Source organism: Campylobacter lari, assembly GCF_001017575.1.
In the GTDB taxonomy this organism is placed as follows: Bacteria; Campylobacterota; Campylobacteria; order Campylobacterales; family Campylobacteraceae; genus Campylobacter_D; species Campylobacter_D lari_C.
On the sequence record NZ_CP011372.1, the window covers coordinates 97,709 to 123,430 of the forward strand.

The 25,722-nt window shown below is 29.3% G+C and carries 29 protein-coding genes and 2 tRNA genes; 12 read left to right on the forward strand and 19 right to left on the reverse strand.

Annotation, left to right across the window (positions count from 1 at the left end):
* The 5 genes from CD56_RS00585 to CD56_RS00605 are packed head-to-tail and all read left to right on the forward strand — an operon-like array spanning window position 1 to window position 3,803.
* Entirely contained in the window at window positions 1-1,101 is a 1,101-nt protein-coding gene (locus CD56_RS00585) for an MlaE family lipid ABC transporter permease subunit (protein WP_373274253.1), read from the forward strand.
* Entirely contained in the window at window positions 1,098-1,820 is a 723-nt protein-coding gene (locus tag CD56_RS00590) for an ABC transporter ATP-binding protein (protein WP_047207876.1), read from the forward strand. The genes CD56_RS00585 and CD56_RS00590 overlap by 4 nt, the downstream gene beginning before the upstream one ends.
* On the forward strand, window positions 1,820-2,647 hold the full coding sequence (locus tag CD56_RS00595; RefSeq protein WP_047207877.1) for an MlaD family protein: 828 nt from the start codon (window positions 1,820-1,822) through the stop codon (window positions 2,645-2,647). Before CD56_RS00590 ends, CD56_RS00595 begins: the two co-directional genes overlap by 1 nt.
* Window position 2,648: 1 nt before the next feature.
* Window positions 2,649-3,239, forward strand: a complete 591-nt coding sequence (locus tag CD56_RS00600) for an ABC-type transport auxiliary lipoprotein family protein (RefSeq protein WP_047207878.1) — start codon at window positions 2,649-2,651, stop codon at window positions 3,237-3,239.
* A gap of 42 nt (window positions 3,240-3,281) precedes the next feature.
* Window positions 3,282-3,803 carry a flagellar FLiS export co-chaperone gene (locus tag CD56_RS00605; protein ID WP_052243052.1) on the forward strand — a complete coding sequence of 174 codons (522 nt, stop codon included), beginning with the start codon at window positions 3,282-3,284 and terminating at the stop codon, window positions 3,801-3,803.
* A 32-nt stretch (window positions 3,804-3,835) separates the two neighbouring features.
* On the opposite strand, the gene CD56_RS00610 is transcribed toward CD56_RS00605, so the two are convergent.
* On the reverse strand, window positions 3,836-4,375 hold the full coding sequence (locus CD56_RS00610; RefSeq protein ID WP_047207879.1) for a superoxide dismutase family protein: 540 nt from the start codon (window positions 4,373-4,375) through the stop codon (window positions 3,836-3,838).
* A gap of 113 nt (window positions 4,376-4,488) precedes the next feature.
* Between CD56_RS00610 and CD56_RS00615 the strand changes: the two genes are divergently transcribed.
* Window positions 4,489-5,367 carry a helix-turn-helix domain-containing protein gene (locus CD56_RS00615; protein ID WP_052768348.1) on the forward strand — a complete coding sequence of 293 codons (879 nt, stop codon included), beginning with the start codon at window positions 4,489-4,491 and terminating at the stop codon, window positions 5,365-5,367.
* A 65-nt stretch (window positions 5,368-5,432) separates the two neighbouring features.
* Entirely contained in the window at window positions 5,433-6,269 is an 837-nt protein-coding gene (locus CD56_RS00620; RefSeq protein ID WP_047207880.1) for a YncE family protein, read from the forward strand.
* Window positions 6,270-6,288: 19 nt separating this feature from the next.
* On the opposite strand, the gene CD56_RS00625 is transcribed toward CD56_RS00620, so the two are convergent.
* The 6 genes from CD56_RS00625 to CD56_RS00650 form a co-directional block, all read right to left on the reverse strand.
* A complete protein-coding gene (locus CD56_RS00625; RefSeq protein WP_039617224.1) occupies window positions 6,289-6,546 on the reverse strand; it encodes a TFIIB-type zinc ribbon-containing protein in 258 nt (85 codons plus the stop codon).
* Window positions 6,547-6,595: 49 nt separating this feature from the next.
* Window positions 6,596-7,285: a uracil-DNA glycosylase gene (gene ung / locus CD56_RS00630; RefSeq protein ID WP_047207881.1), complete on the reverse strand. Its 690-nt coding sequence runs from the start codon at window positions 7,283-7,285 to the stop codon at window positions 6,596-6,598.
* A gap of 2 nt (window positions 7,286-7,287) precedes the next feature.
* On the reverse strand, window positions 7,288-8,601 hold the full coding sequence (locus tag CD56_RS08040) for a sensor histidine kinase (protein ID WP_052768349.1): 1,314 nt from the start codon (window positions 8,599-8,601) through the stop codon (window positions 7,288-7,290).
* Window positions 8,591-9,277 carry a response regulator transcription factor gene (locus tag CD56_RS00640; RefSeq protein ID WP_039627745.1) on the reverse strand — a complete coding sequence of 229 codons (687 nt, stop codon included), beginning with the start codon at window positions 9,275-9,277 and terminating at the stop codon, window positions 8,591-8,593. Before CD56_RS00640 ends, CD56_RS08040 begins: the two co-directional genes overlap by 11 nt.
* A gap of 1 nt (window position 9,278) precedes the next feature.
* Window positions 9,279-9,692: a DUF1104 domain-containing protein gene (locus tag CD56_RS00645; protein ID WP_047207882.1), complete on the reverse strand. Its 414-nt coding sequence runs from the start codon at window positions 9,690-9,692 to the stop codon at window positions 9,279-9,281.
* A 62-nt stretch (window positions 9,693-9,754) separates the two neighbouring features.
* On the reverse strand, window positions 9,755-10,507 hold the full coding sequence (locus CD56_RS00650) for an SIMPL domain-containing protein (protein WP_047207883.1): 753 nt from the start codon (window positions 10,505-10,507) through the stop codon (window positions 9,755-9,757).
* A 74-nt stretch (window positions 10,508-10,581) separates the two neighbouring features.
* On the opposite strand from CD56_RS00650, the gene mutY reads away from it, so the two are divergent.
* Complete coding sequence (gene mutY / locus CD56_RS00655; protein WP_052768399.1) at window positions 10,582-11,625, forward strand: A/G-specific adenine glycosylase; 1,044 nt, start codon at window positions 10,582-10,584, stop codon at window positions 11,623-11,625.
* Window positions 11,615-12,472, forward strand: a complete 858-nt coding sequence (locus CD56_RS00660; protein WP_047207885.1) for a radical SAM/SPASM domain-containing protein — start codon at window positions 11,615-11,617, stop codon at window positions 12,470-12,472. The genes mutY and CD56_RS00660 overlap by 11 nt, the downstream gene beginning before the upstream one ends.
* On the opposite strand, the gene CD56_RS00665 is transcribed toward CD56_RS00660, so the two are convergent.
* Genes CD56_RS00665 through CD56_RS00675 form a run of 3 tightly spaced genes read right to left on the reverse strand, consistent with a single transcriptional unit; the run spans window position 12,456 to window position 15,298 of the window.
* Window positions 12,456-13,328, reverse strand: a complete 873-nt coding sequence (locus CD56_RS00665) for a hypothetical protein (RefSeq protein WP_047207886.1) — start codon at window positions 13,326-13,328, stop codon at window positions 12,456-12,458. The genes CD56_RS00660 and CD56_RS00665 overlap by 17 nt on opposite strands.
* Entirely contained in the window at window positions 13,322-13,942 is a 621-nt protein-coding gene (gene lpoB, locus CD56_RS00670) for a penicillin-binding protein activator LpoB (RefSeq protein ID WP_047207887.1), read from the reverse strand. Before lpoB ends, CD56_RS00665 begins: the two co-directional genes overlap by 7 nt.
* Window positions 13,943-13,951: 9 nt before the next feature.
* On the reverse strand, window positions 13,952-15,298 hold the full coding sequence (locus tag CD56_RS00675; protein WP_047207888.1) for a hypothetical protein: 1,347 nt from the start codon (window positions 15,296-15,298) through the stop codon (window positions 13,952-13,954).
* 53 nt (window positions 15,299-15,351) lie between these two features.
* Here CD56_RS00675 and CD56_RS00680 point away from each other — a divergent pair.
* A tRNA-Ser gene (locus CD56_RS00680) sits at window positions 15,352-15,439 on the forward strand.
* On the opposite strand, the gene CD56_RS00685 is transcribed toward CD56_RS00680, so the two are convergent.
* Window positions 15,440-16,090: a putative metalloprotease CJM1_0395 family protein gene (locus CD56_RS00685; RefSeq protein WP_047207889.1), complete on the reverse strand. Its 651-nt coding sequence runs from the start codon at window positions 16,088-16,090 to the stop codon at window positions 15,440-15,442.
* Window positions 16,091-16,217: 127 nt separating this feature from the next.
* Between CD56_RS00685 and CD56_RS00690 the strand changes: the two genes are divergently transcribed.
* Window positions 16,218-16,294 (forward strand) — tRNA-Met (locus tag CD56_RS00690).
* On the opposite strand, the gene CD56_RS00695 is transcribed toward CD56_RS00690, so the two are convergent.
* From CD56_RS00695 to moaC, 8 genes are all read right to left on the reverse strand, one after another.
* Window positions 16,295-16,936, reverse strand: a complete 642-nt coding sequence (locus tag CD56_RS00695) for a potassium channel family protein (protein ID WP_039617245.1) — start codon at window positions 16,934-16,936, stop codon at window positions 16,295-16,297. It lies immediately after the preceding tRNA gene.
* A complete protein-coding gene (locus CD56_RS00700) occupies window positions 16,933-18,276 on the reverse strand; it encodes a TrkH family potassium uptake protein (RefSeq protein WP_047207890.1) in 1,344 nt (447 codons plus the stop codon). The genes CD56_RS00695 and CD56_RS00700 overlap by 4 nt, the downstream gene beginning before the upstream one ends.
* A 94-nt stretch (window positions 18,277-18,370) precedes the next feature.
* The gene (locus tag CD56_RS00705; protein ID WP_039627765.1) at window positions 18,371-19,705 is read right to left on the reverse strand and encodes an anaerobic C4-dicarboxylate transporter; all 1,335 of its coding nucleotides are present in this window, start codon (window positions 19,703-19,705) and stop codon (window positions 18,371-18,373) included.
* Window positions 19,706-19,723: 18 nt separating this feature from the next.
* Window positions 19,724-21,136, reverse strand: a complete 1,413-nt coding sequence (locus CD56_RS00710; RefSeq protein ID WP_039617251.1) for an aspartate ammonia-lyase — start codon at window positions 21,134-21,136, stop codon at window positions 19,724-19,726.
* A gap of 354 nt (window positions 21,137-21,490) precedes the next feature.
* Window positions 21,491-23,572 (reverse strand): methyl-accepting chemotaxis protein, encoded by a 2,082-nt coding sequence (locus tag CD56_RS08150; RefSeq protein ID WP_047207891.1) that lies wholly within the window; start codon window positions 23,570-23,572, stop codon window positions 21,491-21,493.
* 50 nt (window positions 23,573-23,622) lie between these two features.
* A complete protein-coding gene (locus tag CD56_RS00720; protein ID WP_047207892.1) occupies window positions 23,623-24,747 on the reverse strand; it encodes a hypothetical protein in 1,125 nt (374 codons plus the stop codon).
* A gap of 11 nt (window positions 24,748-24,758) precedes the next feature.
* Window positions 24,759-25,022 (reverse strand): HP0495 family protein, encoded by a 264-nt coding sequence (locus tag CD56_RS00725; RefSeq protein ID WP_039617258.1) that lies wholly within the window; start codon window positions 25,020-25,022, stop codon window positions 24,759-24,761.
* A complete protein-coding gene (gene moaC, locus CD56_RS00730) occupies window positions 25,000-25,473 on the reverse strand; it encodes a cyclic pyranopterin monophosphate synthase MoaC (protein ID WP_047207893.1) in 474 nt (157 codons plus the stop codon). The genes CD56_RS00725 and moaC overlap by 23 nt, the downstream gene beginning before the upstream one ends.
* A gap of 87 nt (window positions 25,474-25,560) precedes the next feature.
* On the opposite strand from moaC, the gene CD56_RS00735 reads away from it, so the two are divergent.
* Window positions 25,561-25,722: a highly acidic protein gene (locus CD56_RS00735; RefSeq protein ID WP_047207894.1), complete on the forward strand. Its 162-nt coding sequence runs from the start codon at window positions 25,561-25,563 to the stop codon at window positions 25,720-25,722.

The following is a 25,722-nucleotide window of genomic DNA, read 5'->3' on the forward strand; positions in this document are numbered from 1 at the left end:
ATCATCAAAGACATTAAAAACCAAGAATGTGTTTTTAGTGTTTTTGGTATATGGGATAAAACTAGTGTAGGAAAATTAGAAAAATTAGATTTTCCTACTCAAAAAAATATTATTTTTGATTTTGCAAATTTAGATTTTATAGATACTGCAGGGATTAGGTATTTTCTAGCTTTAGAAAATGAACTTAAGCAAAAAGGTTTTGAGTTTAGTAGGATAAATCTTAAAAGCGAGCATGCTAAGCTTTTTGAACTTTGTCAAAAACACTATAAAAGTTTTCATAATACTCATGAAGATAAAAAAACACTTAAAGATTTTTTTGAAAATTTAGGAAAAAAGGTTGTTGAATCTTTTACGCTTTTAGTGCAGTTTTTAAATTTCATAGGGCTTATCATTTATACTTGTTTTAAAACACTTTTAAACCCTAAAAAACTTCGCTTTAAAGCATTTTTATATCATGTAGAAAATAGTGCTATTAATGCTTTGCCTATTATTATGCTAACCTCATTGCTTGTGGGTGTAGTGCTTGCTTATCAAGCTGCGTATCAACTTGCACAATTTGGAGCTAATATTTATATTGTTGATTTAATGGGAATTTCTGCTACTAGAGAGCTTGCACCATTAATTAGTGCTATTGTTATAGCTGGTAGGAGTGCAAGTTCTTATACAGCTCAAATTGGAGTAATGAAACTCACTGATGAAATTGATGCGATGAAAACTATGGGTTTTAAAGAAAGTGAATTTATCATTTTGCCTAGAGTTTTAGCTTTGGCACTTGCTATGCCTTTGGTGGTAATAGTGGCAGATATTTTAAGCATTATAGGTGGAATTGTAGTTGCTTGGTTTAGTTTAGAAATTAGTGCGAGTGAGTTTATGAGTCGTTTCAAAGAAGCAGTGGAGCTAAAACATATCATCATAGGGCTTATAAAGGCACCTATTTTTGGATTTTTGATCGCTTCTATTGCTTGTTTTAGGGGATTTTTTGTGCAAAAAACTACTGAAAGCATAGGTGTTTATACGACAAAAAGCGTGGTAAATGCTATTTTTTGGGTGATAGCTTTTGATGCGATTTTTTCTGTATTTTTAACAAAGGCTGGATTTTGATTATAAAGGCTAAAAATATCAGCACTTATTTTGGAAGTAAATGTGTGCATGAAGATATTAGTTTTGAAGTGCAAGATAATGAAATTTTTGGCATTTTAGGTGGTAGTGGTAGTGGTAAATCTGTGCTTTTAAGACAAATGTTAATGCTTGAGCATTTTGATAAGGGCAAGTATGAAATTTTAGGCAAGAGATTAAAAAATATAAGCGATGAAGATGCTTTGTTTTTGCAAAAACAATGGGGTGTTGTTTTTCAATATGGAGCATTATTTAGCTTTTTTAATATACTTGAAAACATTAGCATACCTTTAGTTGAATATACAAAACTTAGCAAAAACGATATCAAAGAAATAGCCATGATGAAGCTTAAGATGGTGGGACTTGATGAGAGTGTGGCAAAACTTTATCCAAGTGAATTAAGCGGAGGTATGAAAAAAAGAGTGGCCATAGCTAGAGCTTTGGCACTTGATTCTAAATTGCTTTTTTTAGATGAGCCAACTTCAGGGCTTGATCCTTATAGTTCAAGAGAATTTGATGAGTTGCTTTTGAATTTAAAACAAAGCTTTAAATTATGTGTAGTTTTAATTACTCATGATAAAGAAAGTATGAAAAATGTATTAAATCGCTTTTTGATTATAGAGAATAAAAAAGTTGGTTTTTTGGGAAATGTTGAGGCTTTACAAGAGCAAAATCCAAGACTTTATGAGAGGTTTATGCAATAATGGAAAATAAAGCAAATTATATTTTGATCGGAATTTTTGTTTGTGTGTTATTTTTTATCAGCTTGTTTTTTATAGTATGGTATGGGAATTTAAAAGATGAAAAATCTTTTAATTATTATGAAATTTATATGGAAGAATCAGTTGCAGGGCTTAGCGTCAAAGCTCCGGTTAAATTTTTAGGGGTTGATGTTGGCAGTGTTGAAAATATCAGCATAGATAGCTCAAGTAAGCAACTAAGAGTGAAAATTTTAGTTAAGCTTGATTCTAGTTTAGCGGTTAAAACAGATACTTATGCAAGTTTGCAAATTCAAGGTATAACAGGATTTAAGTTTATTCAGCTTGCAGGGGGTAGTGAGGAAGCTAGTGTTTTAAAAGCAGATGATGATGTTTATCCTATTATAAAATCAAAGGAAAGTTTTTTTACGAGCATAGATAAGCAAGCAAATAATCTTTTAGAGCTTATTAATGTCTCAAAGCTTAAACTAGAAAATCTTTTAAGTGATAAAAATTTAAAAAATATAGAGTCTATTTTACAAAATACATCCGAGTTTTCTGCGTATTTAAATACTAATGCACCAGTATTTTTAGAAAATTTAAATAAAACAAGCTCTAAACTTGGTAAAAGTTCAGATGAATTTTCAAATTTTTTAAATAACGCTAATGGCCAACTTAACGAGCTTAATAAAAGCAGAATGCTTTTAAATGAAAATTTAGATATTTTAAGAGTTTTATTTTTAGATTTTACGCAATTATTAAAAAATTTAAAACAAAATCCTTCCGATGTAATTTATAAAGATAAAGTCACTCAATATGCTCCAGGAGAATAAAATGAAATTTTTATATATTAGTTTAGTAACTATTTTTTTTAGTGCTTGTTCTTTGATTAGTCCAAGTCAAACTTTACCTGCAAATAAATATTTTAGTATTAATTTAGAAAAGCTAGAGCAAAGTCAAAATAAAAAAAACGCAACTATTATAGTTTCTTTGCCTAAGGGCTTAGCTTATACTAATGAAATTTTTTATAAAAAAGATCATGTTGTTAATGCTTATGCTTATCATTTTTGGAAAGAAAATCCTGCTTTGATGATTAAAACTTTTTTGGAATTTCATTTGCAAGATTTAGAAGCATTTAAAGCGGTTTTAAACCAAGATAGTCTAGCTAGTGCTGATTATGTTTTAGAAAGTAAAGTAGATATTTTAGAGCAAGATTTTAGCGATGAGATGCATTCTAAAATAAAATTAGGCATTAATTTAAATTTGGTGCAAATAAACACTAAAAAACTTATAGCAAGTAAGTATTTTTACTATGAAAAAGAATTAAATGATAATAATCCTCAAATTTTAATCCAAAATTATGATGAGGTTTTTTTACTTTTTGCTAAAGATTTTAGAGTTTGGATAGATCAAAATTTGGAATAAAAAATGCTTTTCTTGTTATAGCAATAACAAGGAAGGTGTATTATGAGAGATGAATTAGAAATCTTACAAAAACATTTAGGACAAGTAGGTTCAAGTATAGATGGTGCGAATTTAAAACACCAAACACAAAAATTTAGTGAAGATATTACCGATGCAAACGATTTTGTTGGTGCTTTACAAATTTTAGATTCTTCGTTGAAAAAAATTTCAAAACTTTTAGAAGATAAAAATTATGAAGATGTGCAAGATAAAGTATTAATCGCAAGTGAAAGTTTGAAAATAGTAGATAATTGCTCATTTTTAGGCAATGCTTTATTTGATAATAATTATAATGTAAATGTAGGCTCAAAGGCTTTTGCTTTTGAAATTTGCAACCCTTTAAAAATTCTAGAAACTAGTGATTATGAGGGTATGAAAGCTTATATAGTAGATAAAAGAGAAGAAATAGCTTCTATGCTTAGTGAGCTTGCAGTGGCTATTGCTACTTACAGTCCTAGTCAAAGTTTTGGCGGATCAAGCCATGATTTTATGAATGATTTAGATTTTACTAAGCTTTTTAAATAATACTAAAGGCCTTTTAGCCTTTAGTATGTGTTTTATTTAATAACTCCACAAGCCATTCTAGCGCCACCACCACCAAGTGCTGCAGGATGATCACTATGATTGTCTCCTCCAAAATGTATCATTAAAGAGTGGTTTTTAAGCTCATTAAGTGTTTTGATTTTTGGTGCCAATACAGGATTAGTTGCTTTACCGTCTTTTTCTACATAAAGTGGTGGTAAATCACCTCTGTGGCCTTTATCATCCCATGGGCTTGAATGTGCATCAGTTTTTTCAGGATCCCAGTGACCACCAGCTTTCATACCTAAACCTTTATCAGTTGCTCCACAATCAGCGTTTGCATGAACATGAAAACCATGAATTCCACTTTCTAAACCTTGAAGATTTGGATAAAATGCTACTCCATAAGGAGTCTGTACCGCTACTACTTCACCTGCATTTTTGTTGGTATTTTTATCAAGAATTTCCATTTTGATAACTAAATGATCTTTTTGTGCTTTTGGATCAAAATTTTCTAAATTTGCTCCAATTAAAAAACTTGATGCTAATAAAGAACCTAGTATAATTTTTTTCATTATCTCTCCTTTTGTTAAAAATTATTTTATTGTAGCATATACTATTAATAAAAAATTGTATTTTGTTATTTTTTATAAAATACAATAATCAAAAAACTTATAAAAAGGTCAAAATGTTAGTTTTTCCAAAAGACTTTAATAAAGTTAGTTCAAATGTTTTAAACAATTCTTTATTCTCTTTGTGTTTTTATCAAAAAAATTCCTTAAATGATAAAAAACAAGAAGTTATATTTAAAGATTATGCTTTGGTTTTTATATTAGAGGGTTCTAAAAGTATTTATACTATTGATAATCATTTTAAAGCAAGCAAAGATGAAATTATTTTTTTTACAAAAAATTCCTTTTCTATTAGAGATTATTTAAATAGTGAAAATACTTATAAGTCTGTTATTTTATGTTTTAAAGAGAGTATTTTGATAGAGCTTGTTTTTAAATATCAAGATTTAATTTCTAAATTAAGCTCTTTAGAGTATTCTAAAAGTTTGTTTAGCTTAAAATCAGATTTTGTAACTAAGAGTATTTTTCAATCATTTTTACCTTATATAAACAGTTCTAAAAATAACGAATATTTACTTAAGTTAAAATTTGAAGAATTATTTTTATCTTTACTATATAGTGAAGACAATGCAGAATTTTTAGCCTTTTTAAAAGCAATTTTAAGTGGTTTTAAATTAGATCTTTATCAGATGTTTGCGTATTGTAAAAATGATTTTGAAAATGTGGCTTCTATGGCTAAATTTAGTAAAATGGATTTAGCAAGCTTTAGTCGTAATTTCAAACAAAGTTTTGGGATAAGTCCTAAAGAATGGCTTGACAATAAACGTTTTGAGAAGGCTAAATTTTTATTAGAATTTTCTACTAAAAATATTACTCAAATTTGTCATGAGCTTGGATTTAATTCCCCTGCTTGGTTTATAGCAAGATATAAAAAAAGATATGGTATTACTCCAAAACAAGAGCAAAAATCAAAAAACTTATATTTTTTATCTTAAAAGTGATAGATTTTATTTTTAAATTATATTAAAATTTGTAAATAAAAATTAAGAAAGGTAACAATATGAAAAAAAGTATTTTAGCTTTAGCTTTATTTGCATTTTGTAGTGCAAATGCTTTAGAGGTGCAAGAATTTAAAGGTTTTGCACATCCTGAAAGTGTGTATGTAGACAAAAGTGTGGTTTATGTGTCTAATGTAGGAAAAGAGTTGGCTCCATTAAATAAGGATAACGATGGTTTTATCTCAAAGTTGGATAAAAATGGAAAAATCATAGAATTAGAATTTATCAAAAATCTTAATGCTCCAAAAGGTATGTCTAAAATAGGTGATATTTTGTATGTTGTAGATATTGATATCTTATATGGTTTTGATGTAAAAAGCAAAAAAGAAATTTTTAAACTTCCTATAAAAAATGCAGTATTTTTAAATGATATAGCAGTTTTAGATAATAATACATTGCTAGTGAGTGATACAGGCACAGGGTATATCCATAAAGTATTTTTAAAAGACAAAAAATATGAAAACTTTATCCATTTAGATTCAAAATATGGTGGGCCAAATGGATTATTGATAGATAAAAACACTTTATTTGTTGCAGGTTATGATCCAAGTGATAAAGCAGGTGGAAAAATCATTAGTATTGATTTAAACACAAAGAAAATTCAAGAATTAAGCAATAAAATAGAACAGTTTGATGGTATTGTATATGATAAAGATAAAAATCTTTTAGTATCAAGCTGGGGTAAAAATCTTCAAGGATATATTTATGCTTTAAAAGATAATAAAGAGGTAAAACTAGATCTAAATCCTATAAAAGGTCCTGCGGATATGTTTTTTGATGGTAAGTATTTATGGGTGCCAAAAATGGCAGAGAATGCCTTAATCAAAATAAAATTATAAAACTTTTAAGCCTTTTGGCTTAAAAGTCAAATAATTCTCCAAGCCAACTTTCTTTTTTCTTATATTTATAGCCATTGTTATGATGATAATTTGCTTGTTGATTGTAATTTTGTTGATGAGATGGTTGTGGCGTGCTTTGAGAAGAACTTCTTTCTATGATTTTATCAAGTTCACCACGATCAAGCCAGACACCACGGCATTTTGGACAATAATCAATTTCAACTCCATTTCTTTCACTCATTAATAAATCAGTATTCACACAAACTGGGCAATTCATATTTATCCTTTATAAAAAATTTCATTAAAGTATATAGGTTTAAAGTAAATTATGAGTTTAAATCCCAATCAATAGGACTTTTACCAAGTTTTAATAAAATTTCATTGCTTTTTGAAAAATGCTTACAGCCTAAAAAAGCGTTTCTTGCTAAAGGCGAGGGATGTGCTGCCTCTAAGATGAAGTGTTTTTGGGTGTTGATTAAAACTTTTTTGTTTTTAGCATAATTTCCCCAAAGTAAAAATACCAAACCCTCTTTTTCATTGCTAAGTTTTGATATAACAGCATCGGTAAATTTTTGCCATCCAAAATGTGTGTGCGAAGCAGGTTTATTTGCTTCTACACTTAAAATAGAATTTAAAAGCAAAATTCCTTGTTTGGCCCATTTGCTTAAATCACCATGTTTTGCTATGGGAATATTTAAATCATCTTGCAATTCTTTATAGATATTAAGCAAAGATGGAGGAATTTTAACTCCCATTGGCACGCTAAAGCTCAAACCCATGGCTTGATGAGGGTTGTGGTAAGGATCTTGTCCTAAAAGTATGATTTTTAGATCCTGCAAAGGGGTTAGATTAAATGCATTAAAGATTAAATTTGCTGGTGGATATATGGTTTTTCCTTCGTTTATAGCATTGATATAATGAGTTTTTATCTCTAAAAAATAAGGTTTTAAAAATTCATCTTTTAGAAATTCTTTCCAAGTTTGTTCCATTTTTATTTTTTCTAAACAAATATTCATTTTTATCCTTGCCAAGAAAGTATAAATTCACTTCCTTCGTTTTCCTTACTTAAAACTTTAATGTTGATATTGTTTTTATCGGCTATTTGTTTGACTAGGTTTAAACCTATGCCAAAGCCACCTTGGTCTTGATTAAAGCGTTTGTAGCGTGTAAAAATTTGAGCTATTTCTTTAGTGCTCATACCTTGGCCTTCATCTTTAATGCTAAGTGTTTTCTCTTTTAAGTAAATATAGATTTTTTTATGAGGATTGGTGTATTTTATGGCATTGCTTAAAAGGTTATCGATTAAGATTTGCATTTCTTCTTTATTAGCATAAAAGTTTTGCTCTAAAAGATTTTTTTCAATGATGAGATTTTTTTGGGCGATTAAAGTTTCAAAGTATTCTAATCTTTGCTCTAAAAGTTCTTTTAAATTTATATCTTCTTTGGTGTTTTCTTTTTGTATGAAAAAATTTAAGGCTATGAGGTTTTGATAGATATGGTTTAAATTTTTACTTGCTAGTTTAATATGATTTAGTTTTTTTGCGTTATTTGGATTTAAATTTGCATCATCAAATTTTTTAATACTAGCTAAAATCACACTTAAAGGCGTATTAATTTCGTGTGTAGTGTCTTTGATGAAATCATTAAGTGCTTTAAATTGTTCTTTGATGTTTTTAAAAACAAGCATGATAAGCACATAAGCAATTATAGCAAGTAGTATAATACATATAAGAGTATAAAAAATGGTTTTTAATTTTAATTTCCAAAGTTCATGAGAAAAATCATTAATGTCTAAATTATTATAATTATCCTTGCGATATTGTTCTTTTTTAAAACCAAGATCATCTGTTTCCATGATGATGTGGATATTTTTATGTTTTAAAAATTTAAAATAATGTCTAGGTTTTTTTACATCGGTTCTGTCTATATAAGCATCAAGATTACGAATTCTTAAAAAATCTATAAATAATTTCTTATCTCTACTGTAAATAAAATTGTTTTGCTCTAAATGTCTTAAGATACTCATGGCATCAAAAGAAAGATTACTAAAAATTACCTTTTGATCTAAGATGAGAGCAAAAGAGGTATTGAGTTTATCAGAAATTTCTGCGAAATCAATTTTTTCTAAAGCAATTTGATTGTGATTTGACTCTATAATATTTTGTAGAATATAATTGTGGTGTGTATAAACATGCGTTAGTTGGTTTAAGCGTATATAGCTAGCTTCTTTTTGATAGAAAGTGATAAAAAAAATCGTAAGAAAAGCACCACTTGTGATAATATAAAGGATTAAGATTTTGAAAATAGTATTATTAAAATTTTCACTTTTCATTTTCTAGCCTAATGGCATAACCTATGTTTCTTTGATTGATGATAAGATCTTTACCAAGAATTTTTCTTAAGTTTTTAACATATACTCGAAGACTCATGATTACAGGCTCTTCATCTAAACTCCAAATTTCATTAAAAATTGTCTCTATGCTTACAAAATGTGGGCGTTTTTTTAAAAGTAAAGATAAAAGCTCTTTTTCTTTGTTGGTAAGAGTAATAATTTCTTTATCTTGATAAAGAGTTTTATTGAGTGGATCAAAAGAAATATTTTTTGAGGTGCTAAGTAAGATTAAATCTTCTTTTTGGTGGCTAAAATTTCTTTTAATGATGTTTTTTACTCGGATGATTAACTCATCTACATCAAAAGGTTTTTTAATATAATCATCACAACCTGATGAAAAACCTTGTTTTACATCATCAAGCATAGATAAGGAAGTTAAAAATATAGCAGGAGTGTTCTTGGCACTTTCTCTTAATTCTTTTAAAACTTCAAAACCATTACCTTTTGGGACTTTAACGTCAAAAATCCAAAGATCAAAATTTTCTTCATAAGCTTTTTCTAGAGCCTCTTGTGCATCATATACACAAGAGACTTTAAAGCCCTCATCACTTAAGGCATCACTAATAATTTCATTTAAACTTAAGTCATCTTCAAGAAGTAAAATTTTTGCTGCCATTTTATCTCATTGGACAATTTGTATGATTTTGATGATCCATTTTATGCATTTTATGTGGATTTTTACCATGCTGATGTAAATTTAATTCTCTTATTTCTTTACCACTCATATTATCAGTTAGTTTTTGCATATCTTCTTGAACGATAGCTCTTCTTTGGTTTCTTTCTTGTGCAGAAAGCTTAGAGATGTTTTCGCGTAAATTGGTTCTAAATTGTTGGTGGAAATCTTTTGCGTCTTTGTATTTCATCTCATTCATTCTTTTTTTCATTTCTATCATCAAATCGGCTTGATCTTGAGCATTAACGGTTTTTGCAAGATTTAAAATCTCTTCATTGCTTTTTTTGGAAAAATCAGCTCCTAGTGCAAATGAAGCCATTAAAGAACTTGTGATAAATAAACTTATAATTTTTTTCATTGCTTCTCCTTTAAATTAATGATGAGAAATTATAAAAGCTCAAAATAAAGTCAAAATGAAATTTATTGACAAACAAAAAGCACATTGGCTTTTAGGTTTTGTTTTTCGCTTTTAACAATAGGTAGCACAACGCTATCTGCACTCGCTGTTAGGTTTGGAGCATAATATTTAATATTGTTATTATCAAAATGAATATTTTTTACTAAGCAAGTCTTTGCTAAAGTCTTAGAATAATATTGAGCCTTTTCAAAAGCTTTTTTTAATGCAAGGTCATATAAATCTTCTTTATTTGCTTCTAAAATAGTCTCATCGAAACCAGCTTGCAAAGCTTTAGTGTTAAAAGAAATTAAAACATTAGTATTGCTAATACTTTCTATATCTTTTATAAGATTTTCATAGTCTTTGCTTTTGTTTTGTGGAATTTGACAAGTGAAATTAGAGTATAATTTATATCCATTTAGTGTTTTTGCCTCTTGATAATAATTATAACTTGGTTCTAAAGTATAGCTTCCACCTTTGCAATAATTTTCTTTGGCAATACGATCTGAGATTTCTTTAAATGTCTTGGCAATATGATCTTTTTCAATGCTAGAGATGGTAGTTTTTTTACTAAGTTCTTCGCTAGCACTAAAATTTAAAGTGGCATTAAAGATATTTGGCATAATTTCATTAGATACTTCTATATTTCTTGAAAATTCTATATTTTGTTTATCGTGATTTTTTAAACCTAAAAATTCAGTGTTAAAAACTACTCCTAGTACAAATAATACTAAACAAAGTAATCCTAAACCCAAACCTTTTAAAAAACTTTTCATTTTTGCTCCTTTTTAAAACATTTTTTTATTTTAACATAAAGCCTTTAAGAATAGATTGTATAATTTTTTTAAAAATAAAGAAAGTTTTAATGCAAAAGATTCATGAAAATATTTTAAATTGGTATAACGAAAATGGTAGAAAAAATCTTCCTTGGCGTATTTTGCATGATGAATATAAAAAATACGCTAAAGCAGATGATTTGGAAAAATTAAAAAATATTGATATTGCTTATGCGGTTTATGTCAGTGAGATTATGCTTCAACAAACTCAGGTAAAAAGTGTTTTGCAAAATTATTATTTTCAGTTTTTAGCTAAATTTCCTTCTTTAAAAGTACTTTCTATGGCAAGTGAAGATGAGGTTTTAAAAGCTTGGCAAGGACTTGGGTATTATACTAGAGCTAGAAATATGCACAAATGTGCAAAAATATGTGTGCAAAAATTTAATGCAAAATTACCATTTGATATCAAAGAGCTTCAAAAGCTTCCTGGTATTGGGGAGTATACAGCCGGAGCTATAGCTTGTTTTGGCTTTTTGCAAGCTAAGTCTTTTGTGGATTCAAATATTAAAAGAGTTTTGAGTAGATTTTACAGTTTGCAAAATCCAAACTCTAAACTTTTAACACAAAAAGCAAAAGAATTTTTAAACCATGATAATGCATTTGATCATAATCAAGCTTTACTAGATATAGGGGCTTTGGTTTGCTTGCCTAAAAATGCAAAATGTGAAGTTTGCCCTTTAGTAAGCTTTTGTAGTGGAAAAAATGAATATGAAAAATTCAACCCAACTAAAAAAAATCAATACGAAAATACCATTTTAAATATACTTATAGTACAAAAAAATGAGCAATTCTTGCTTGTTAAAAGTGTAGAAAAATTGTATTTTAATATGTATAATTTTTTAGAATATAAAAACCAAAAAAATGCAAAATTTATAGGAGAATTTAAACATTCTTACACTAAATACAAAATCAATGCTAAGGTGTATTTTTTAAAAGATGATGATTTTGAAGATTTAAAAGCAAAAGCATTTTCTTGTAAAGACTTAGAACATCTTGCTCTTTCAAAACTTTCTCTAAAAGCACTTGAACTTTTTAAAAAGAGTGATTATGCGATTTGAGAAAATTTATATAGAATTAAGTGATATTTGTGGGTTAAAATGTGATTTTTGTCCTAGCCAAAAAGCCCAAAGAAAACAAATGAGCCTTGAAAACTTTGAAAAAATTTGTAAAAGCGTGCATAATCACGCTAAGCTTTTTACTTTTCATGTACTTGGAGATCCTTTAAGGATTTTAAATTTAAAAGAGTATTTAAAAATAGCTTTAAAATTTAATATGCAAATAGAGCTTACTACGAGTGGGTTTTATTTTAATGATGAGAAGATAAAGCTCATTTTAGACTCTAAAAACGTCCGACAAATCAATATTTCCTTGGGTGCTTTTTTATCTCAAAGTAAAATGAGCTTAAAAGAATACTTTGAGCCTATTTTGAAACTTATTTTTTTGCACTTAGAAAATAAAAATAATTCTTTTATCAACCTAAGACTATGGAATTTGGATAAAAATTTCAACCCACCTTTGGAAAATGAGAAAATTTATGATTTTTTAGAGCAAATTTTTAAAGTAAAAATTCAAAAGCAAAAAGCTAAAAATCGCTTGGAAAGGCATATTATCTTACACCAAGCTAGGCTTTTTAAATGGCCTTCTTTGAAAGATGAGGTTGTTAGAGAGAAGGGGTTTTGTCATGCTTTAAATGGGCAAATTGCTATTTTAAGTGATGGAACTTTAGTGCCTTGTTGTTTGGATACTAAAGGGGATATAAAACTAGGAAATTGTTTTGAAAAAGATTTTAATGAGCTTTTAAATTCGTCTTTATATATGGAATTAAAAGAAGGATTTAAGCAAGGAATTTTAAAAGCCGAGCTTTGCAAAAGGTGTGAGTTTTTAGAGGCTAAAAACCTAAATTAACTCCACCTTCATTGTTGATTTGATAGTTTGCGTCTAAACCTTGCTCTGTTTCTTCTTCTTGATTGTCTTTAGAATGTTTAAAAATATCTTCTGTAATTTTTGTAGCAATGCCTCTAAGGGCTTTCTGCTTGCTTGAATTGCTTGTAGAGCTCATTTTAAACTCTAAGGTATTAGAGGCTTTGATTTGAGTTGTAGCAAATTCTATCAAACGATAATCAATGTTAATATCATAAGTTTGAGTGCTAATTTCATTTTGTGTTTGTTTTATTTTAGGATTTAAAATGAGTAAAAAATCAGCACCTAAAACATTGTAAAGCTTAATAAGCTCATCGTCGCTTGCATTTTTTATAAGTAAAGATTTTTCTTGATTATAAAGATCAAGATTTGCTCTATCTAAAATTCTAAATTTTTTACTTTGGAGCAAAACGCTTAAAAGTTCTTGTTCAAATTTAGCTGAGAGTTCATCTTTAACTTTGTTGATGATAATTAGCGAACTTTTATCCTCAAGGTTTTTTTCACTATAGAGTTTTTTATAAATTACAACTTTTGCGTGAAATTCGTTTTGATTTGTTTGAGTTAAGGATTTAATATCATAGCTATTAAAAACCCCATTGCTAACAAAATCAATTTCTTCATCATAGCCTATATTGAAATTTCCATTAAAATTAAACTCAAATTTTTTAAGCTTGACTTGTTTTAAACCCTCCATTTTTCCTAGGGCTTCATTGATAGCATTTTTTATCGCTTCACTTCTTGTATTTCCAAAACCCTCGCCATAACTTTCTTTGTTTAAAGCACTTTGTGCTTGACAAAGACAGACTAGGGTTAAAAAAAGAATTAGTAGTTTTTTTACCATGTTACACTTTTGCCTTTGCCTGTTTTATTGATGATTTTTTCATCTTCCCAAAAGGCTAAGCCACTAGTTAAATCCGTAAGAATTAAATGAAAAAAATATTCGGTTTGAATTTTGCCATTGTATAGTTTCACAGTATCTTGTCTGATTTTACCTGAAAGTGAGAAATTTGGGGCTAAAAGTGTGCCTTTTTTAGCTATGGAGTTTTGATTAAATTCTTCATTGTCTCTTAAGTCTCTTACATCATGAGATAAGCTATCTTTTGCTCCACCTGCTGCTACAGCAGTTGTTAGTATAAATTTTCCAGATTTTCTTAATGCTATGGTAATTTTTGAAGTGAGTTTGTCTGTGTCTATTCTTTGTGGGGTGTCATTGATGATTTTTCCTATAGCAACAACTTTTCTATTGGAGCTATTTAAATTTGCAAAAGCAGGATCGCTGAGCAAACTTTGTATCATATCTTCAGCAGTTTTTTCAAAATCTTCTCTATCAAGTCCTAAAGTAAGTGCATCGCCTTGCACTTTTTGAGAAGCTTTGCCATCGGTATATTTTGGTTGTGAAGAGCAAGCACTGAAAACTAAAAGTGCAAAAATCATAAAAAATAAACTTTTTTTCATTTTATCTCCTTATTGTTCTTTGATTTTATAAATAATATTTGAATTTGGCGCAAAAGATCTTATAAGCACAATATAATTTTTATCTTTTTCCAACGCATCTTCAAAAATCATTTTTTCTTTATCATCATAAATTTTAACTAAACCTTCATTTTTTAGCATTAAAATACTAGCACTTTTTGGTAAAGCTTGCCACATTCTAAGATCGGCTTTGTTGATTAAAGCAGTGCTAGCAGTGCTAATAAATGATAAAAAACCACTTGAATCATTATTAGCTATGGCTAAATTAATTGAAGTTTTAAGTGCGCTTGAGACTAGGGTTTTCATCACCATAGAAGGTAAAAGAGTTTTAAACTCACTTGCTATAATATCATCAAAATAAATTAAATTTTGGGTTTTTTCATCTTGACTTTGCAAGAATTTATAAGAAGCATTTCTTGACTTTAAATAAGCAAAAGCTACGCTAATATTTGCAAGATTATCATTAAAAACAAATGGTAAAGTGAGATTAAATTCTTCTTTTGTAGCACTAAAACCATCTTCATAGATAATAAAAATATATTTTTGACTAGGGAAGGATGTTTTTAAATGAGTGAATTTTTCAAATACTTGAAATTGTTTTTGAAGTTGTTTGTTTTTCACATCGCTTAAGGCTACTTCTTTTAAAAGCTCATAAGCTTTAATATAATCTTTGTCAAAAAAGAAAAATAAGGCACTAAGATAGCTAGCATAGATATTAGTATAATTTTTATTTGCGTTAAATGCACTAAGAAGATTATCATATTGTTTATAGATAGGGCTTAAATTTTGTTGAAAACTCGCATATGTTTTTTTATCTTTTTGAAGTTCTTTTTGGTATTCTTCTTGGGCTTTTTGTATGTAATCATAAAAATATTCTTTCATTCTATCTTGTCTGTATAAAGCTCGGTTAAACTCTACTCTTGCATTTTTAAAATCACCCAAGCTCATATAATTTAAACCTTTGTAAGTATTTAGCATAATCCTTTCATAAAAATAACCTTGATAGTCATTGATGGTATCATTAAGTAAAATTTCACTAAAATTTCTTGTGGCTTTTTGAAGCTCGTTTTGTAAATCTACATCGTATTTATAAGCTTCTTCTGCTTTATCAAAAAATGCATTGCTCTTTTCATAATCTTTACAAACTCTTGCTAAAGAGGCTAAATTTAACCCTGTGTATATGGTGTCTTTATCTGCGTTTTTTAAAGCTAGGATATTTTCATCACATTGTTTATTTATAAAGGCTTTTTCATAGGATAAATTAATATTAGCATGATTTGAACAAGCGCTTAAAAAAAGTAAAACAAAAAGATAAAAACAAGAGTAAAAAAACTTCATAAATTCCCTTTTTTAGTGTAAATTTAAAAAAATAAGTTATAATTTTCGTTTTTAGAGAGGTGTCCGAGCGGTCGAAGGAGCACGCCTGGAACGCGTGTGTGGGGCAACTCACCGAGGGTTCGAATCCCTTCCTCTCTGCCACTATGCGCTTTTGTTATACTGACTTCCTATGTAATCTTGTGATGTATTTTGTGTGTATGATTTTATAGCTTTGGAATTTGGATTTTCTTTTTCCTTATTCTTGTTTTCGCTTTTTTCATTTTGTGCTTTTAGCTCTTCTGCTTTTATTTTAGCTTGTTCGGTGCGCGCGTCATTTTGCATTTGTATAGCATTAGCTGCTACTTTATAATCTTGCGGACTAGGATCAGCTGGTGCCATAGCTGCAGCAATTACTTGCATAGCATTTGCTATAGTTTCTTCAGGAGTATTGCCTTTTTGTATTCTTATAGGCACTTCTCCTTCAACTGCATACATTTTATTATCAGGGCCTCTTGTATAGCCAAAACTTGCAGCCCCTGCTAAAGCTCCACCTGCTGCTTGATGGGCTGCCTCGTGAGCTCTTACTTCTCTGTCGATTTTTTCAAGTTCTCGTACTTGTTTTACTTCCTCATTGCTTAAGTCTTTACCGTTGACTTTTTGAGTTTTTTTATCTTTTTCTTGATCGTTATCATTTTCTTTTGTTTGCTGTGGATTTTCTTTTTCTGAAATGTTTTCTTTAATTTGTTTTTTGTCTTCGTTTTGATAAGGATTTTGTGTGTAAAAGGTATTGCTATAACTTGAGTTAATTTGCATTAAAATCCTTTTTTGATATAGTTTTATATTTGTAGCACAAAAAAGTTAAAAAATATATAAAAATTACAAAATAAGTATTTTATGAAATGTTAAGCAAAATAAAGTATAATTTTAACTTCTTTCTTATGTCAGGGTAGCTCAGCTGGCTAGAGCGCTGGTCTCATAAGCCGGAGGTCGGGAGTTCAAGTCTCCCCCTTGACACCATCAGTATTCATATCGGTTTAGTTCTTCTTGAGTTCCAAGTAGCATTAATATATCATTTAAATAGGCTGTAGCTTCTAAATTTGGCATAATACTCCAAGTATCGTGCTGTTTATGCGCAATAACTTTTAAATTTTGTCCGATAGATTGCAAAGTTTTTCCTGCTAAATTTTCATCCACTAAAAGTTTTGCCACTTTGATGGTATTAGCTGAAAGATCTATGATTTCAAAATTAGGATTAGTAATAAGAATTTTAGCCAAACGCTTTGCAGATTCTTTTTCAGGATAGATAACCTTATTAACCCCAAGTTTTGAAAGAATTTGTCCATGTGTAGAAGAATTTGCTTTAGCAATGATATTTTTTACCCCTATCTCTTTTAAGGCCATGAAAGTGAGTATGCTTGATTCTAAATTTTCACCTATGCTAAGTATGACAACATCGGCATTTGCATAGCCTGCTTCTTTTAAGGCTATAGTATGAGTAGAATCCAAAATATAAGCAAAATCTGCATGATCTTGTAATTCCTTAACAGCTTCTTCATCAATATCTGAAACAATAACTCTTTTACCCTGATCAATAAGTTCTTTTGCTAAAACAGAGCCAAACCTTCCAAGTCCTATAATACCATAAGTTTCTTTTTTCATAATATGATTTTTCCTTTTGGATAATTTAAATATTTTTCTTTTTCTTTAAAAAATATACTAAATAAAAATGCAAGCACACCCACTCTACCACTAAGCATAAGTAAAATGATAATTAACTTACTTTCAGAATTAAAAAGCGCACTAAGTGATAAAGTTCCACCATCGCCCACTGAAACTCCTACTGTAGCAAAAGCTGAACTTGTTTCAAAAAGCAAAGGTAAAAAACTTTTATCATTCTCGATTAAAGATAAAAGTAACACACAAGTGATGATATATACAATAGAACCTACCGCTATAATAAAAGCTTTATTAATAGTTTCTGTAGGAATTTCAAAGTTAAAAATTCTTGCATTGCTATCTTTGATACTCCAATAAGCATAGATTAACAATACAGCAATAGTAGTTACCTTAATACCACCAGCTGTTCCACCAGGCGCACCACCTATAATCATAAACAAAGATCCAAAAAATAAACTTGCATCTTTAAAGGTGCTAAGATCAAGAGTGTTAAACCCTGCCGTTCGGTAATTTACCGCTGTAAAATAAGCACTCATAATTTTATCAAAAAGTGAAAATTCTCCTATGCTTTTTGGGTTATGGTATTCAAATAAAAAAACCACTAAGCTTGCAAAAATAATCAATATAATAGTAGAAGTTAAAACAAGTTTTGTGTGTAAGCTTAGGCTTGCAAAACGCTTTTTAGAAAAAAAGTATAATTCTAATAATACAAAATAACCCAAGCCTCCAATGATAATCAAAGAGGTGATAATAAAATTAATCCAAAAATCTTCTCTATAAGGCATTAAGCCACTTTCAAATATACTAAATCCTGCATTATTAAAAGCAGAAATGGAGTGAAAAATACTAGCCCATAGAGCCTCGCTTAAATTCATATCAAGCTTAAACCTTAGAAATAATAATACCGCACCTATAAGTTCAATAGCAAATACAAAAAATAAAACCTTTTTTAAAAATCCTACAAGCCCATCAGCGCCAGGATAAATCAAGGATTCTCTTAAAAGATTTTTTTCTCCAAAACTCATTTTTTTACGCACTAAAATATATAAAGCCATAGCTATACTCATATAGCCTAAACCGCCTATTTGAATAAGTAATAAGATGACAAGTTGTCCATAAAAACTAAAATCCAATGAAGTGTTTAGTACAATAAGTCCTGTCATACTTACAGCTGAAGCGCTAGTGAAAAATGCGTCTAAAAAAGATATGGGCTTAGTATGCATAATGGGAAGCATAAGGATAAAAGTGCCAAAAAGTGCTACTAGAATATAACCTATAAATAATATTCTTATATTTTTTCTATCTAAGGATAATTTTGTCATATTAATTCTTTGAAATTAAAAAAACATTCTACTTAAAATTAGTTAATAAATAAAAGAAGAAAACTTCCCACTTTAAAAGTGGAAAGTTAGAGTATTAAAGCATTCCTACTGCTAAGAAACCTAGAGCAACAGCTATAGCTATAGCTAATACGCCAGGGATAAAGAATGCATGGTTAAATATGAATTTTCCAATTCTTGTTGTACCTGTATCATCCATTTGAACTGCACCTAATAAAGTAGGGTAAGTTGGAAGAACGAAAAGTGCTGAAACAGCAGCAAAACAAGCAACTAACATATAAGAGTCGCTAGGATTTGTAGCTGAAATTCCTAATGCGGCGATGATAACTGGAACAATAGCTTTTGCAGTAGCTGCCTGAGAATACAAAAGCATACTAGCAAAGAAGAAAGCAACAGCAAGCATAGCTGGAGTTTGTTTAACCCATTCACCTGCTACTTCTTTAATACCAGCTTCATGACCTGCAACGAAAGTATTTCCAAGCCAAGCAACACCAAATACACATACACAAGCTGTCATACCTGATTTAAATACACTTGTATCTAAAATTTTTGCAGGTTCAACTTTACATAAGAATGTAATTAATGTTGCGGCGGTTAATAAGAAACTCATAATCGCGGCATCTCTTGGGATAACTACTGGATCAATCCATTTGATATTGTTAGAAATTGCTGTAGCATAAAGAACAACTGCTAATACTGTGAATAAGAAAATAGCAACTGAAAGTTTTGCACCCGGTTTGTCTTCACTTTGTAAAACATCAGAAGCACTTTTTACAAGACCAGCTTTTAAGCGTTCTTGATATACAGGGTCTTTGCTAAGATCCATTGGAGTGATTAAACTTACAATGAAAGCTGTAATCATACAAGCAGCAAAAGTAGTTACAATCCAAATACCAATTAATGCAGGATAATTCCAACCAAGTGGTTCTAATACACCAGTCATATAAACAACAGCAGCACTAACAGGAGAAGCTGTAATACCAATTTGTGAAGCAACAACCATTAATGAAAGTGGAACTGATGGTTTGATGTTTTGTGATTTTGCAACATCAATAACAACAGGCATTAATGAAAATACCGCATTACCAGTACCTGCTAAAATAGTAAGTAACCAACCGCAAGCTGGTGCAAGGTAATTGATAAATCTTGGATGTTTACGTAAAATTCTTTCGGTAACTTTTACCATATAATCCAAACCACCTGCTTGTTGCATAGCAGAAATTGCAGCAATTGCTGCAGCAATGATTAAGATAACATCCCAAGGAATATTACCTGGTTTCATACCTAAAACAAGACCTAAAATAACAACACCTAAACCTCCGGCATAGCCTATCGCTATGCCACCAAGGCGGATACCTATGAATATTGCCCCAAGAAAGACAACAAGTTGTAAAATAATCATAATATCCATGATTAAACTCCTAAATTATTAAGCTTTTCTTTTTTCTGTCATATGAGGATTTAACATATTTTCTGGTGTTAAAATCTCATCAATTTTTTCTTTTGGTAAATAACCTCTTTCAAGACAAATATCACCAACTGCCTTACCTGTTTCTAAAGCCTCTTTAGCAATACTTGCAGATTTTTCATAACCTAGAACCGGGTTGAATGCAGTTACAATTCCAATTGAGTTTAAAACAAGTTTTTTGCAGTTTTCAGGATTTGCTTTTAATCCCTTAATAGCTTTTTCAGCTAAAGTTTTCATAGCATTTTCAAGCAACACTATAGAATTGAATAGTCCATAAGCAATACCTGGTTCAAATGCATTAAGTTCAAATTCTCCTCTTTCAGAGCAAAGCATAATGGTAACATCGTTGCCTATAACTTCATAGCAAGCTTCACCTACTGCTTCACAAATTACTGGATTTACCTTACCTGGCATGATAGAACTACCTGGTTGCATAGCAGGCAAGCTAATTTCAGCTAAACCACATCTTGGACCTGAATTCATTAATCTTAAATCGTTTGCAATTTTTGATAGTCTTACAGCTGCAGTTTTTAGTGCACCACTTACATGCACAAAATCAGCTGTATCTTGAGTAGCAGCGATAAAGTCTTCAGCTGGTTTAAATTCAACACCAGTAATTTCTTTTAATTTTTTCTCAACCACAAATTTATAATCAGGATGACAGTTGATTCCTGTACCAATAGCTGTTGCACCAAGATTTAAATAAGTCATTGATTCACGAGCTGCTGTGATTTTTTCAATATCGCTTTTAATATAGCTAGCAAAAGCGTTGAAAGTGTTTCCTAAAGTTGTAGGAACTGCATCTTCAAGCTCTGTTCTACCCATTTTGATGATATCTTTGTATTCTTTAGCTTTAACTTCTAATTCGGTTTTTAAAAGTTCCATAGCTTTTAAAAGATCAGTAAGTTTTGCATAGGTTGCTACTTTGATTGAACTTGGATAAGTGTCATTTGTAGATTGACCTAAGTTTGTATGATCATTTGGATGAAGGTATTGGTATTCACCTTTTTTGTGCCCCATGCTTTCAAGAGCAATGTTGGTGATAACCTCATTAGTATTCATATTTGTACTAGTACCAGCACCACCTTGGATCATATCTACTACAAATTGATCTAAAAATTCACCAGCAATCAATCTGTCGCAAGCCTTGGCGATAGCATCAGCTTTGTCAGCATCAAGAACTCCAACTTCTTTGTTAGCAAGAGCAGCTGCTTTTTTAACTTGAGCGAAAGCTTTTACAAAATAAGGATAATCTTGTAATCTTCTACCACTCATATGGAAGTTTTCTAGTGCTCTAAAAGTTTGCACTCCATAATAAACTTCATCAGAAATTTCTAACTCACCAATAAAGTCGTGTTCTTTTCTTGTTCCCATGATGTACTCCTTGTGGGTTTTATTTAAGTTTCATTTATAAACTTATTCGTATTATATAACAATTTCTTACAAAAGTATCATAAAAATTTCTAAAATTTTCAAATTTCAATAAAAATATATAAATAATATAAGATGTTGATATTCATTTTCTAAAATTTTTAATAGTCTTAAATATTTATTTATATTATTTATAATTAATATTCTTGTTTAATTTTTTATACTTTTAGTTTATAGATATTTTTTATAAGAAATTTTTTGTAATAATGAAAAATATATGAAAATTATAAAAAGCAATTAAAAACATAATGAAGGATAGTAGTTAAACTAAACCCACTAAGGGTTTAGTTTAATTATTTAAAACTTCTTCTTCCTAGCATCCTCTAAGATATCACTAGCTATTTTATTTACATTATCAGCTACTATAGCACTATCTTTTGCTATCTTTAAGTTCTCTTGGGTTACATGATCAATTTGTGCTACAGCATCATTTATTTGAGTAATACCTGTAGTTTGTTCTTTAATACTCTCACCCATTTCATTAATAGATTGAACTAAGATATTAGTATTAGCTTCAATCTCACCTAAAGACTTTTGAGTTCTTTCAGCTAGGTTTCTAACTTCATCTGCAACAACAGCAAAGCCACGACCGTGTTCTCCTGCACGAGCTGCTTCAATAGCAGCATTTAATGCAAGCAAGTTAATTTGATCTGCAATATCACCTATTATAGAAGTAACATTTTTAATCTCTTCACTTTGAGCAATAACTTCACTAGTTTTATGCGATACATTTTGCATAGAAGAAGTAATCTCTTCTAGTGCTGCTGCTGTTTCTTCTAAAGAAGAAGCTTGAGAAGATGAAGAATCTGTTAAGTTCTTAACAGCACTTTGTAATTTACCACTTTCATCTGCTAATAAAGAAGCAAATTCAGATGATTGTCTTAGCATAGCTACGATTTCTTGACCTAATACATTAGTAGTTACTTCAACTCCACCTTTAGCATTTTTAACTTCAGTAGTAAAGTCTAATGCCTTATAGCTATCAAATACTCTATTAATTTCATTCATATTAGAACCAACCTTTTGTTCTAATACATTTAGCATTTCATTTAATACATTTTTTAATTCTACTAATTGAGGATTAGCAGGAATTGCAGTAATTCTAGCTGTTAGATTACCACCTTCTATTTCTTTAGCTGTATCTACTGATTGTTCTACTGCTTTAGCATCTTGTTCTAATGCATTTTTAGTTTTGGTGATGTTTTCATTGATAGCTTTTGCCATAGCACCAAGCTCATCATTTGTTTTAACATCTATCATAGCTGAATCTTTAGTTTTATGATTGATGAAATCAAAGAAAGAGTTGAGACCGGTTTGAAGTTTATGAATTGCTCCAACAACACTTTTTTTAACATAAAAATAAATCACACTAATAATAATAAAAAGCACAATTGTAGAAATTGCAAATATAATAAACGCTAAAGAATCAGCAGGCTTTTCCACTGATTTTTTTGGTGCTATAGTTACAACACTCCAATGATCATTAGAGCCCTCCCAAAGATCAAAATTTACAAGCTGGGCTAAATTTTCTTCATTTGTAGAAGCAGGTATAAAAGTAAATAAGCCATTGGTTTTGGTGCTTTGCATGTCTAGTATTGTTTTTGCACTAGGATGAGGATTAATTTCTGTGATGATTTTTCCAATATATTCTGCTTTTGGGCTAGATATGATTAAACCATCACTTGAAATTAATAAACGTTGGTCATTTGCAAATAAACTCTTATTTGGATCATTTAATTCTTCTCTCAGTAAATCAATGCGCACAAGCATACCTATTGCACCAATTGTTTCATTATTCTTTCCAAAAATTGGCAAAACAATGTTTACTAAGTATAATTTTTCTCCATTTATAGAATAATCTCTAGGTCTTCCAACGGCAGGTTGCTTGGTTTGTAAAGCTTTTATGAGAGAATTTTGTTGCAAGATTACTTCTTCAGCTTGGATGAATTTAATTGATCCTTTTTGTTGCGGATTTTCATCTTTTGCTAATAATAAAAACTTTCCTGATGGAGTAAGATTTAAAGGATTATTGTCGTGGTATTGGTTAAGATGAATATATGCAAAATAAGTCCAAGAATTTGAATCTAGCATACTGCTTATTAAAATTTTAAGATCTTCTATATCTAAGTTATTATCTTTATTTGCAAAATTTTTAATAACGCCTTGTGCTGTTTCTAGTGTTGAATATGCGTTTTGGGTAATTGCTTGAATCCCATTTGAGTATCTATTGGCGCTACTTAATAGAAGTTTATGAGCTTCATCATTAAGCATTTCTTGGCTTTTTGAGATTATCGTTACAGATAAAATTCCTATGCCAATAAATATTACAGAAGATAAAATTAAAATCATTTTTGTAGTTAAATTAAAATTTTTAAACATTAGTTACCTCTTTCATTTGATGTATTTGATAAAATGGTAACTTTTGTTTTTTAATATTTTTTTATTAGTTTGTTAATTTTTTCCCACAATCTTACTCCTAATTCTTTTGCATTGTTTTTATCTAAACTTTTATATTTATGACTAGCAAGTTTTTCAAGCTCGCGTAACTCTTTAGTTAGAATATTAAGTTTGCTTTGTGCTAGCTTGCTAAAATCATCAATTTTTGGATTTTGCTTGATTTCATTGATTTTGATAAGGATTTGTTCTCTATTTTCTTGAATCAAGCGTTTAAATTTAGCAAATAAAGTATCAAATTTATTTTCCAATAGATCTTTGAGTATATCTTTTACAGGATCGTTTAATTTTACTGATAATTGTTTGAGCAATTGTATGAATTCTTGTTCTATATCTATGAGCTCTTTTTCTTTATTTTTTAAATCATACTCTAAAATACTATATGCAAAGCTTGATTTAAATTTTTCAATTGCTAAAGAAATCCCATCTTGTGCCCCATAAATACTTCCTATACACAAATCATAAGCAAAAGCTTTTGATTCGTTAGCAAGTTCAAAAGCAGAATTTAAGACTGTTTGGGAAATTTTTAAAATTCTTTCTTTTTCAAAACTTCCTTCGCAAATTGCATTAAAAACTAAATTTTTAGCAATTTCACAAGAGGTAAGTTCTATATTTTCACCTTTTTCTAAAGTTGTTATAAAGGCGCTTTCGGCAGTTTCTTTTAAAAGGCCCAGTATTTCTATATCATAAAGTATAGCATCATTGATGCTTATATTAAATTCATTTAAATTCAAATCTTTTAAAGTTTTTTCTAGATCAAAAAAATTATCACAAATTTTGTATTTAATAGTGTTTTTTTGTTCTTCAATTTTTGCTTTTAATTTACCGTATTCGTTAATATAATTAAAAAATGTTTTTTTATCCTCTTCTACTCTAGCTTTAATGATACCTTGGATTATTTTGGAAATATTTTCTTCATTTATCAGTTCAACTTTCTCTAATACCTTAGAAAAGATAGCAAAAAGTTCTTCATTGCTGGCATTTTCAAAACTAATTTTTTTATAACTTAAATTAAAAACGAGATCTCCAATTAGGTTTGGAATTTCATTTTTTTCACAAGCTAGGAGAGAATTTTCAAAAATAATGGCTAAATTTTTCATAATTTTCCTTTTTATAGTACAAATTTGGCTTTGCTTTTTAATTGATTGAAAATATTTAAACGATCGCTTTTGCTATCAACATAAACACTTAAAAGATAACTTTTGTATGTGCCTTGTTTGCTAGTATTTGAGATTTTGTATTTAAATTCTCTTTCATTAAGTATTTGAGTAAAAACTTCTAAAGCATCAATCCCAGCTTCAAAAACGACTTTATAATCCCAAAAAGTAGGATAGTTTATAATAGGTTCTTTTTTAAGATCGCAGATATTTACCACTTTTTCCTCCTTCTTTACTTTCTAAAACTATATCAGTAATTTGCATACTTTTATCAATAGCCTTAACCATATCATAAATAGTTAAAAGTCCAATGCTAACAGCAGTTAAGCTTTCCATTTCAACTCCTGTTTTTCCTTCGCATTTTACAGTTACAAAAAGTTTAAAAGAACTTTCTTCTTTGTTTTCTTCTATATGAGTTTGTACTTTTGAAATCATTAAAGGATGGCACATTGGGATAAGATTTGAAGTTTGTTTAGCTCCTATTATGGCTGCTGTAATGGCAGTTTGTAAAACAGGTCCTTTTTTAGCTTTGTTTTCAATGATAGCTTCAAATGCTTCTTTACTCATGTATATTTTACCGCTTGCACAAGCTTCTCTTTGGGTGATATCTTTTTGACTTACATCTACCATTTTGGGATGATTTTTTTCATCTAAGTGCGTTAAATTCATATTTTTCCTTAAGTAAAGTTTGAAAAATTATACCAAAATGTATATTTTTATATTAAAATACTACTAAAAAATTTTAAAGGATTTATAATGGCTTATGATGATGAAGAATTTGAAAATTATGATGATGAAATGTATGATGAAATAGATGAAGATACTTATGCAAATAATCAAAGATCATACAATTACGATGATGATGATTATGAATACGATGATGATTATAGTGATGATGATACTTATGAGATGGATTAA

Coding starts and splice junctions, on each gene's coding strand:
- CD56_RS00615 (WP_052768348.1), top strand. CDS start 4,489: ATGTTAGTTTTTCCAAAAGACTTTAATAAAGTTAGTTCAAATGTTTTA.
- CD56_RS00675 (WP_047207888.1), bottom strand. CDS start 15,298: ATGAAGTTTTTTTACTCTTGTTTTTATCTTTTTGTTTTACTTTTTTTA.
- CD56_RS00650 (WP_047207883.1), bottom strand. CDS start 10,507: ATGAAAAGTTTTTTAAAAGGTTTGGGTTTAGGATTACTTTGTTTAGTA.
- CD56_RS00695 (WP_039617245.1), bottom strand. CDS start 16,936: ATGAAAAAAGAAACTTATGGTATTATAGGACTTGGAAGGTTTGGCTCT.
- CD56_RS00660 (WP_047207885.1), top strand. CDS start 11,615: ATGCGATTTGAGAAAATTTATATAGAATTAAGTGATATTTGTGGGTTA.
- CD56_RS08040 (WP_052768349.1), bottom strand. CDS start 8,601: ATGAAAAGTGAAAATTTTAATAATACTATTTTCAAAATCTTAATCCTT.
- CD56_RS00720 (WP_047207892.1), bottom strand. CDS start 24,747: ATGAAAAATTTAGCCATTATTTTTGAAAATTCTCTCCTAGCTTGTGAA.
- CD56_RS08150 (WP_047207891.1), bottom strand. CDS start 23,572: ATGTTTAAAAATTTTAATTTAACTACAAAAATGATTTTAATTTTATCT.
- CD56_RS00620 (WP_047207880.1), top strand. CDS start 5,433: ATGAAAAAAAGTATTTTAGCTTTAGCTTTATTTGCATTTTGTAGTGCA.
- CD56_RS00595 (WP_047207877.1), top strand. CDS start 1,820: ATGGAAAATAAAGCAAATTATATTTTGATCGGAATTTTTGTTTGTGTG.
- CD56_RS00625 (WP_039617224.1), bottom strand. CDS start 6,546: ATGAATTGCCCAGTTTGTGTGAATACTGATTTATTAATGAGTGAAAGA.
- CD56_RS00665 (WP_047207886.1), bottom strand. CDS start 13,328: ATGGTAAAAAAACTACTAATTCTTTTTTTAACCCTAGTCTGTCTTTGT.
- CD56_RS00685 (WP_047207889.1), bottom strand. CDS start 16,090: ATGCAAATTAACTCAAGTTATAGCAATACCTTTTACACACAAAATCCT.
- CD56_RS00710 (WP_039617251.1), bottom strand. CDS start 21,136: ATGGGAACAAGAAAAGAACACGACTTTATTGGTGAGTTAGAAATTTCT.
- ung (WP_047207881.1), bottom strand. CDS start 7,285: ATGAATATTTGTTTAGAAAAAATAAAAATGGAACAAACTTGGAAAGAA.
- CD56_RS00600 (WP_047207878.1), top strand. CDS start 2,649: ATGAAATTTTTATATATTAGTTTAGTAACTATTTTTTTTAGTGCTTGT.
- CD56_RS00705 (WP_039627765.1), bottom strand. CDS start 19,705: ATGGATATTATGATTATTTTACAACTTGTTGTCTTTCTTGGGGCAATA.
- CD56_RS00640 (WP_039627745.1), bottom strand. CDS start 9,277: ATGGCAGCAAAAATTTTACTTCTTGAAGATGACTTAAGTTTAAATGAA.
- CD56_RS00700 (WP_047207890.1), bottom strand. CDS start 18,276: ATGACAAAATTATCCTTAGATAGAAAAAATATAAGAATATTATTTATA.
- CD56_RS00735 (WP_047207894.1), top strand. CDS start 25,561: ATGGCTTATGATGATGAAGAATTTGAAAATTATGATGATGAAATGTAT.
- moaC (WP_047207893.1), bottom strand. CDS start 25,473: ATGAATTTAACGCACTTAGATGAAAAAAATCATCCCAAAATGGTAGAT.
- CD56_RS00645 (WP_047207882.1), bottom strand. CDS start 9,692: ATGAAAAAAATTATAAGTTTATTTATCACAAGTTCTTTAATGGCTTCA.
- CD56_RS00610 (WP_047207879.1), bottom strand. CDS start 4,375: ATGAAAAAAATTATACTAGGTTCTTTATTAGCATCAAGTTTTTTAATT.
- lpoB (WP_047207887.1), bottom strand. CDS start 13,942: ATGAAAAAAAGTTTATTTTTTATGATTTTTGCACTTTTAGTTTTCAGT.
- CD56_RS00605 (WP_052243052.1), top strand. CDS start 3,282: ATGAGAGATGAATTAGAAATCTTACAAAAACATTTAGGACAAGTAGGT.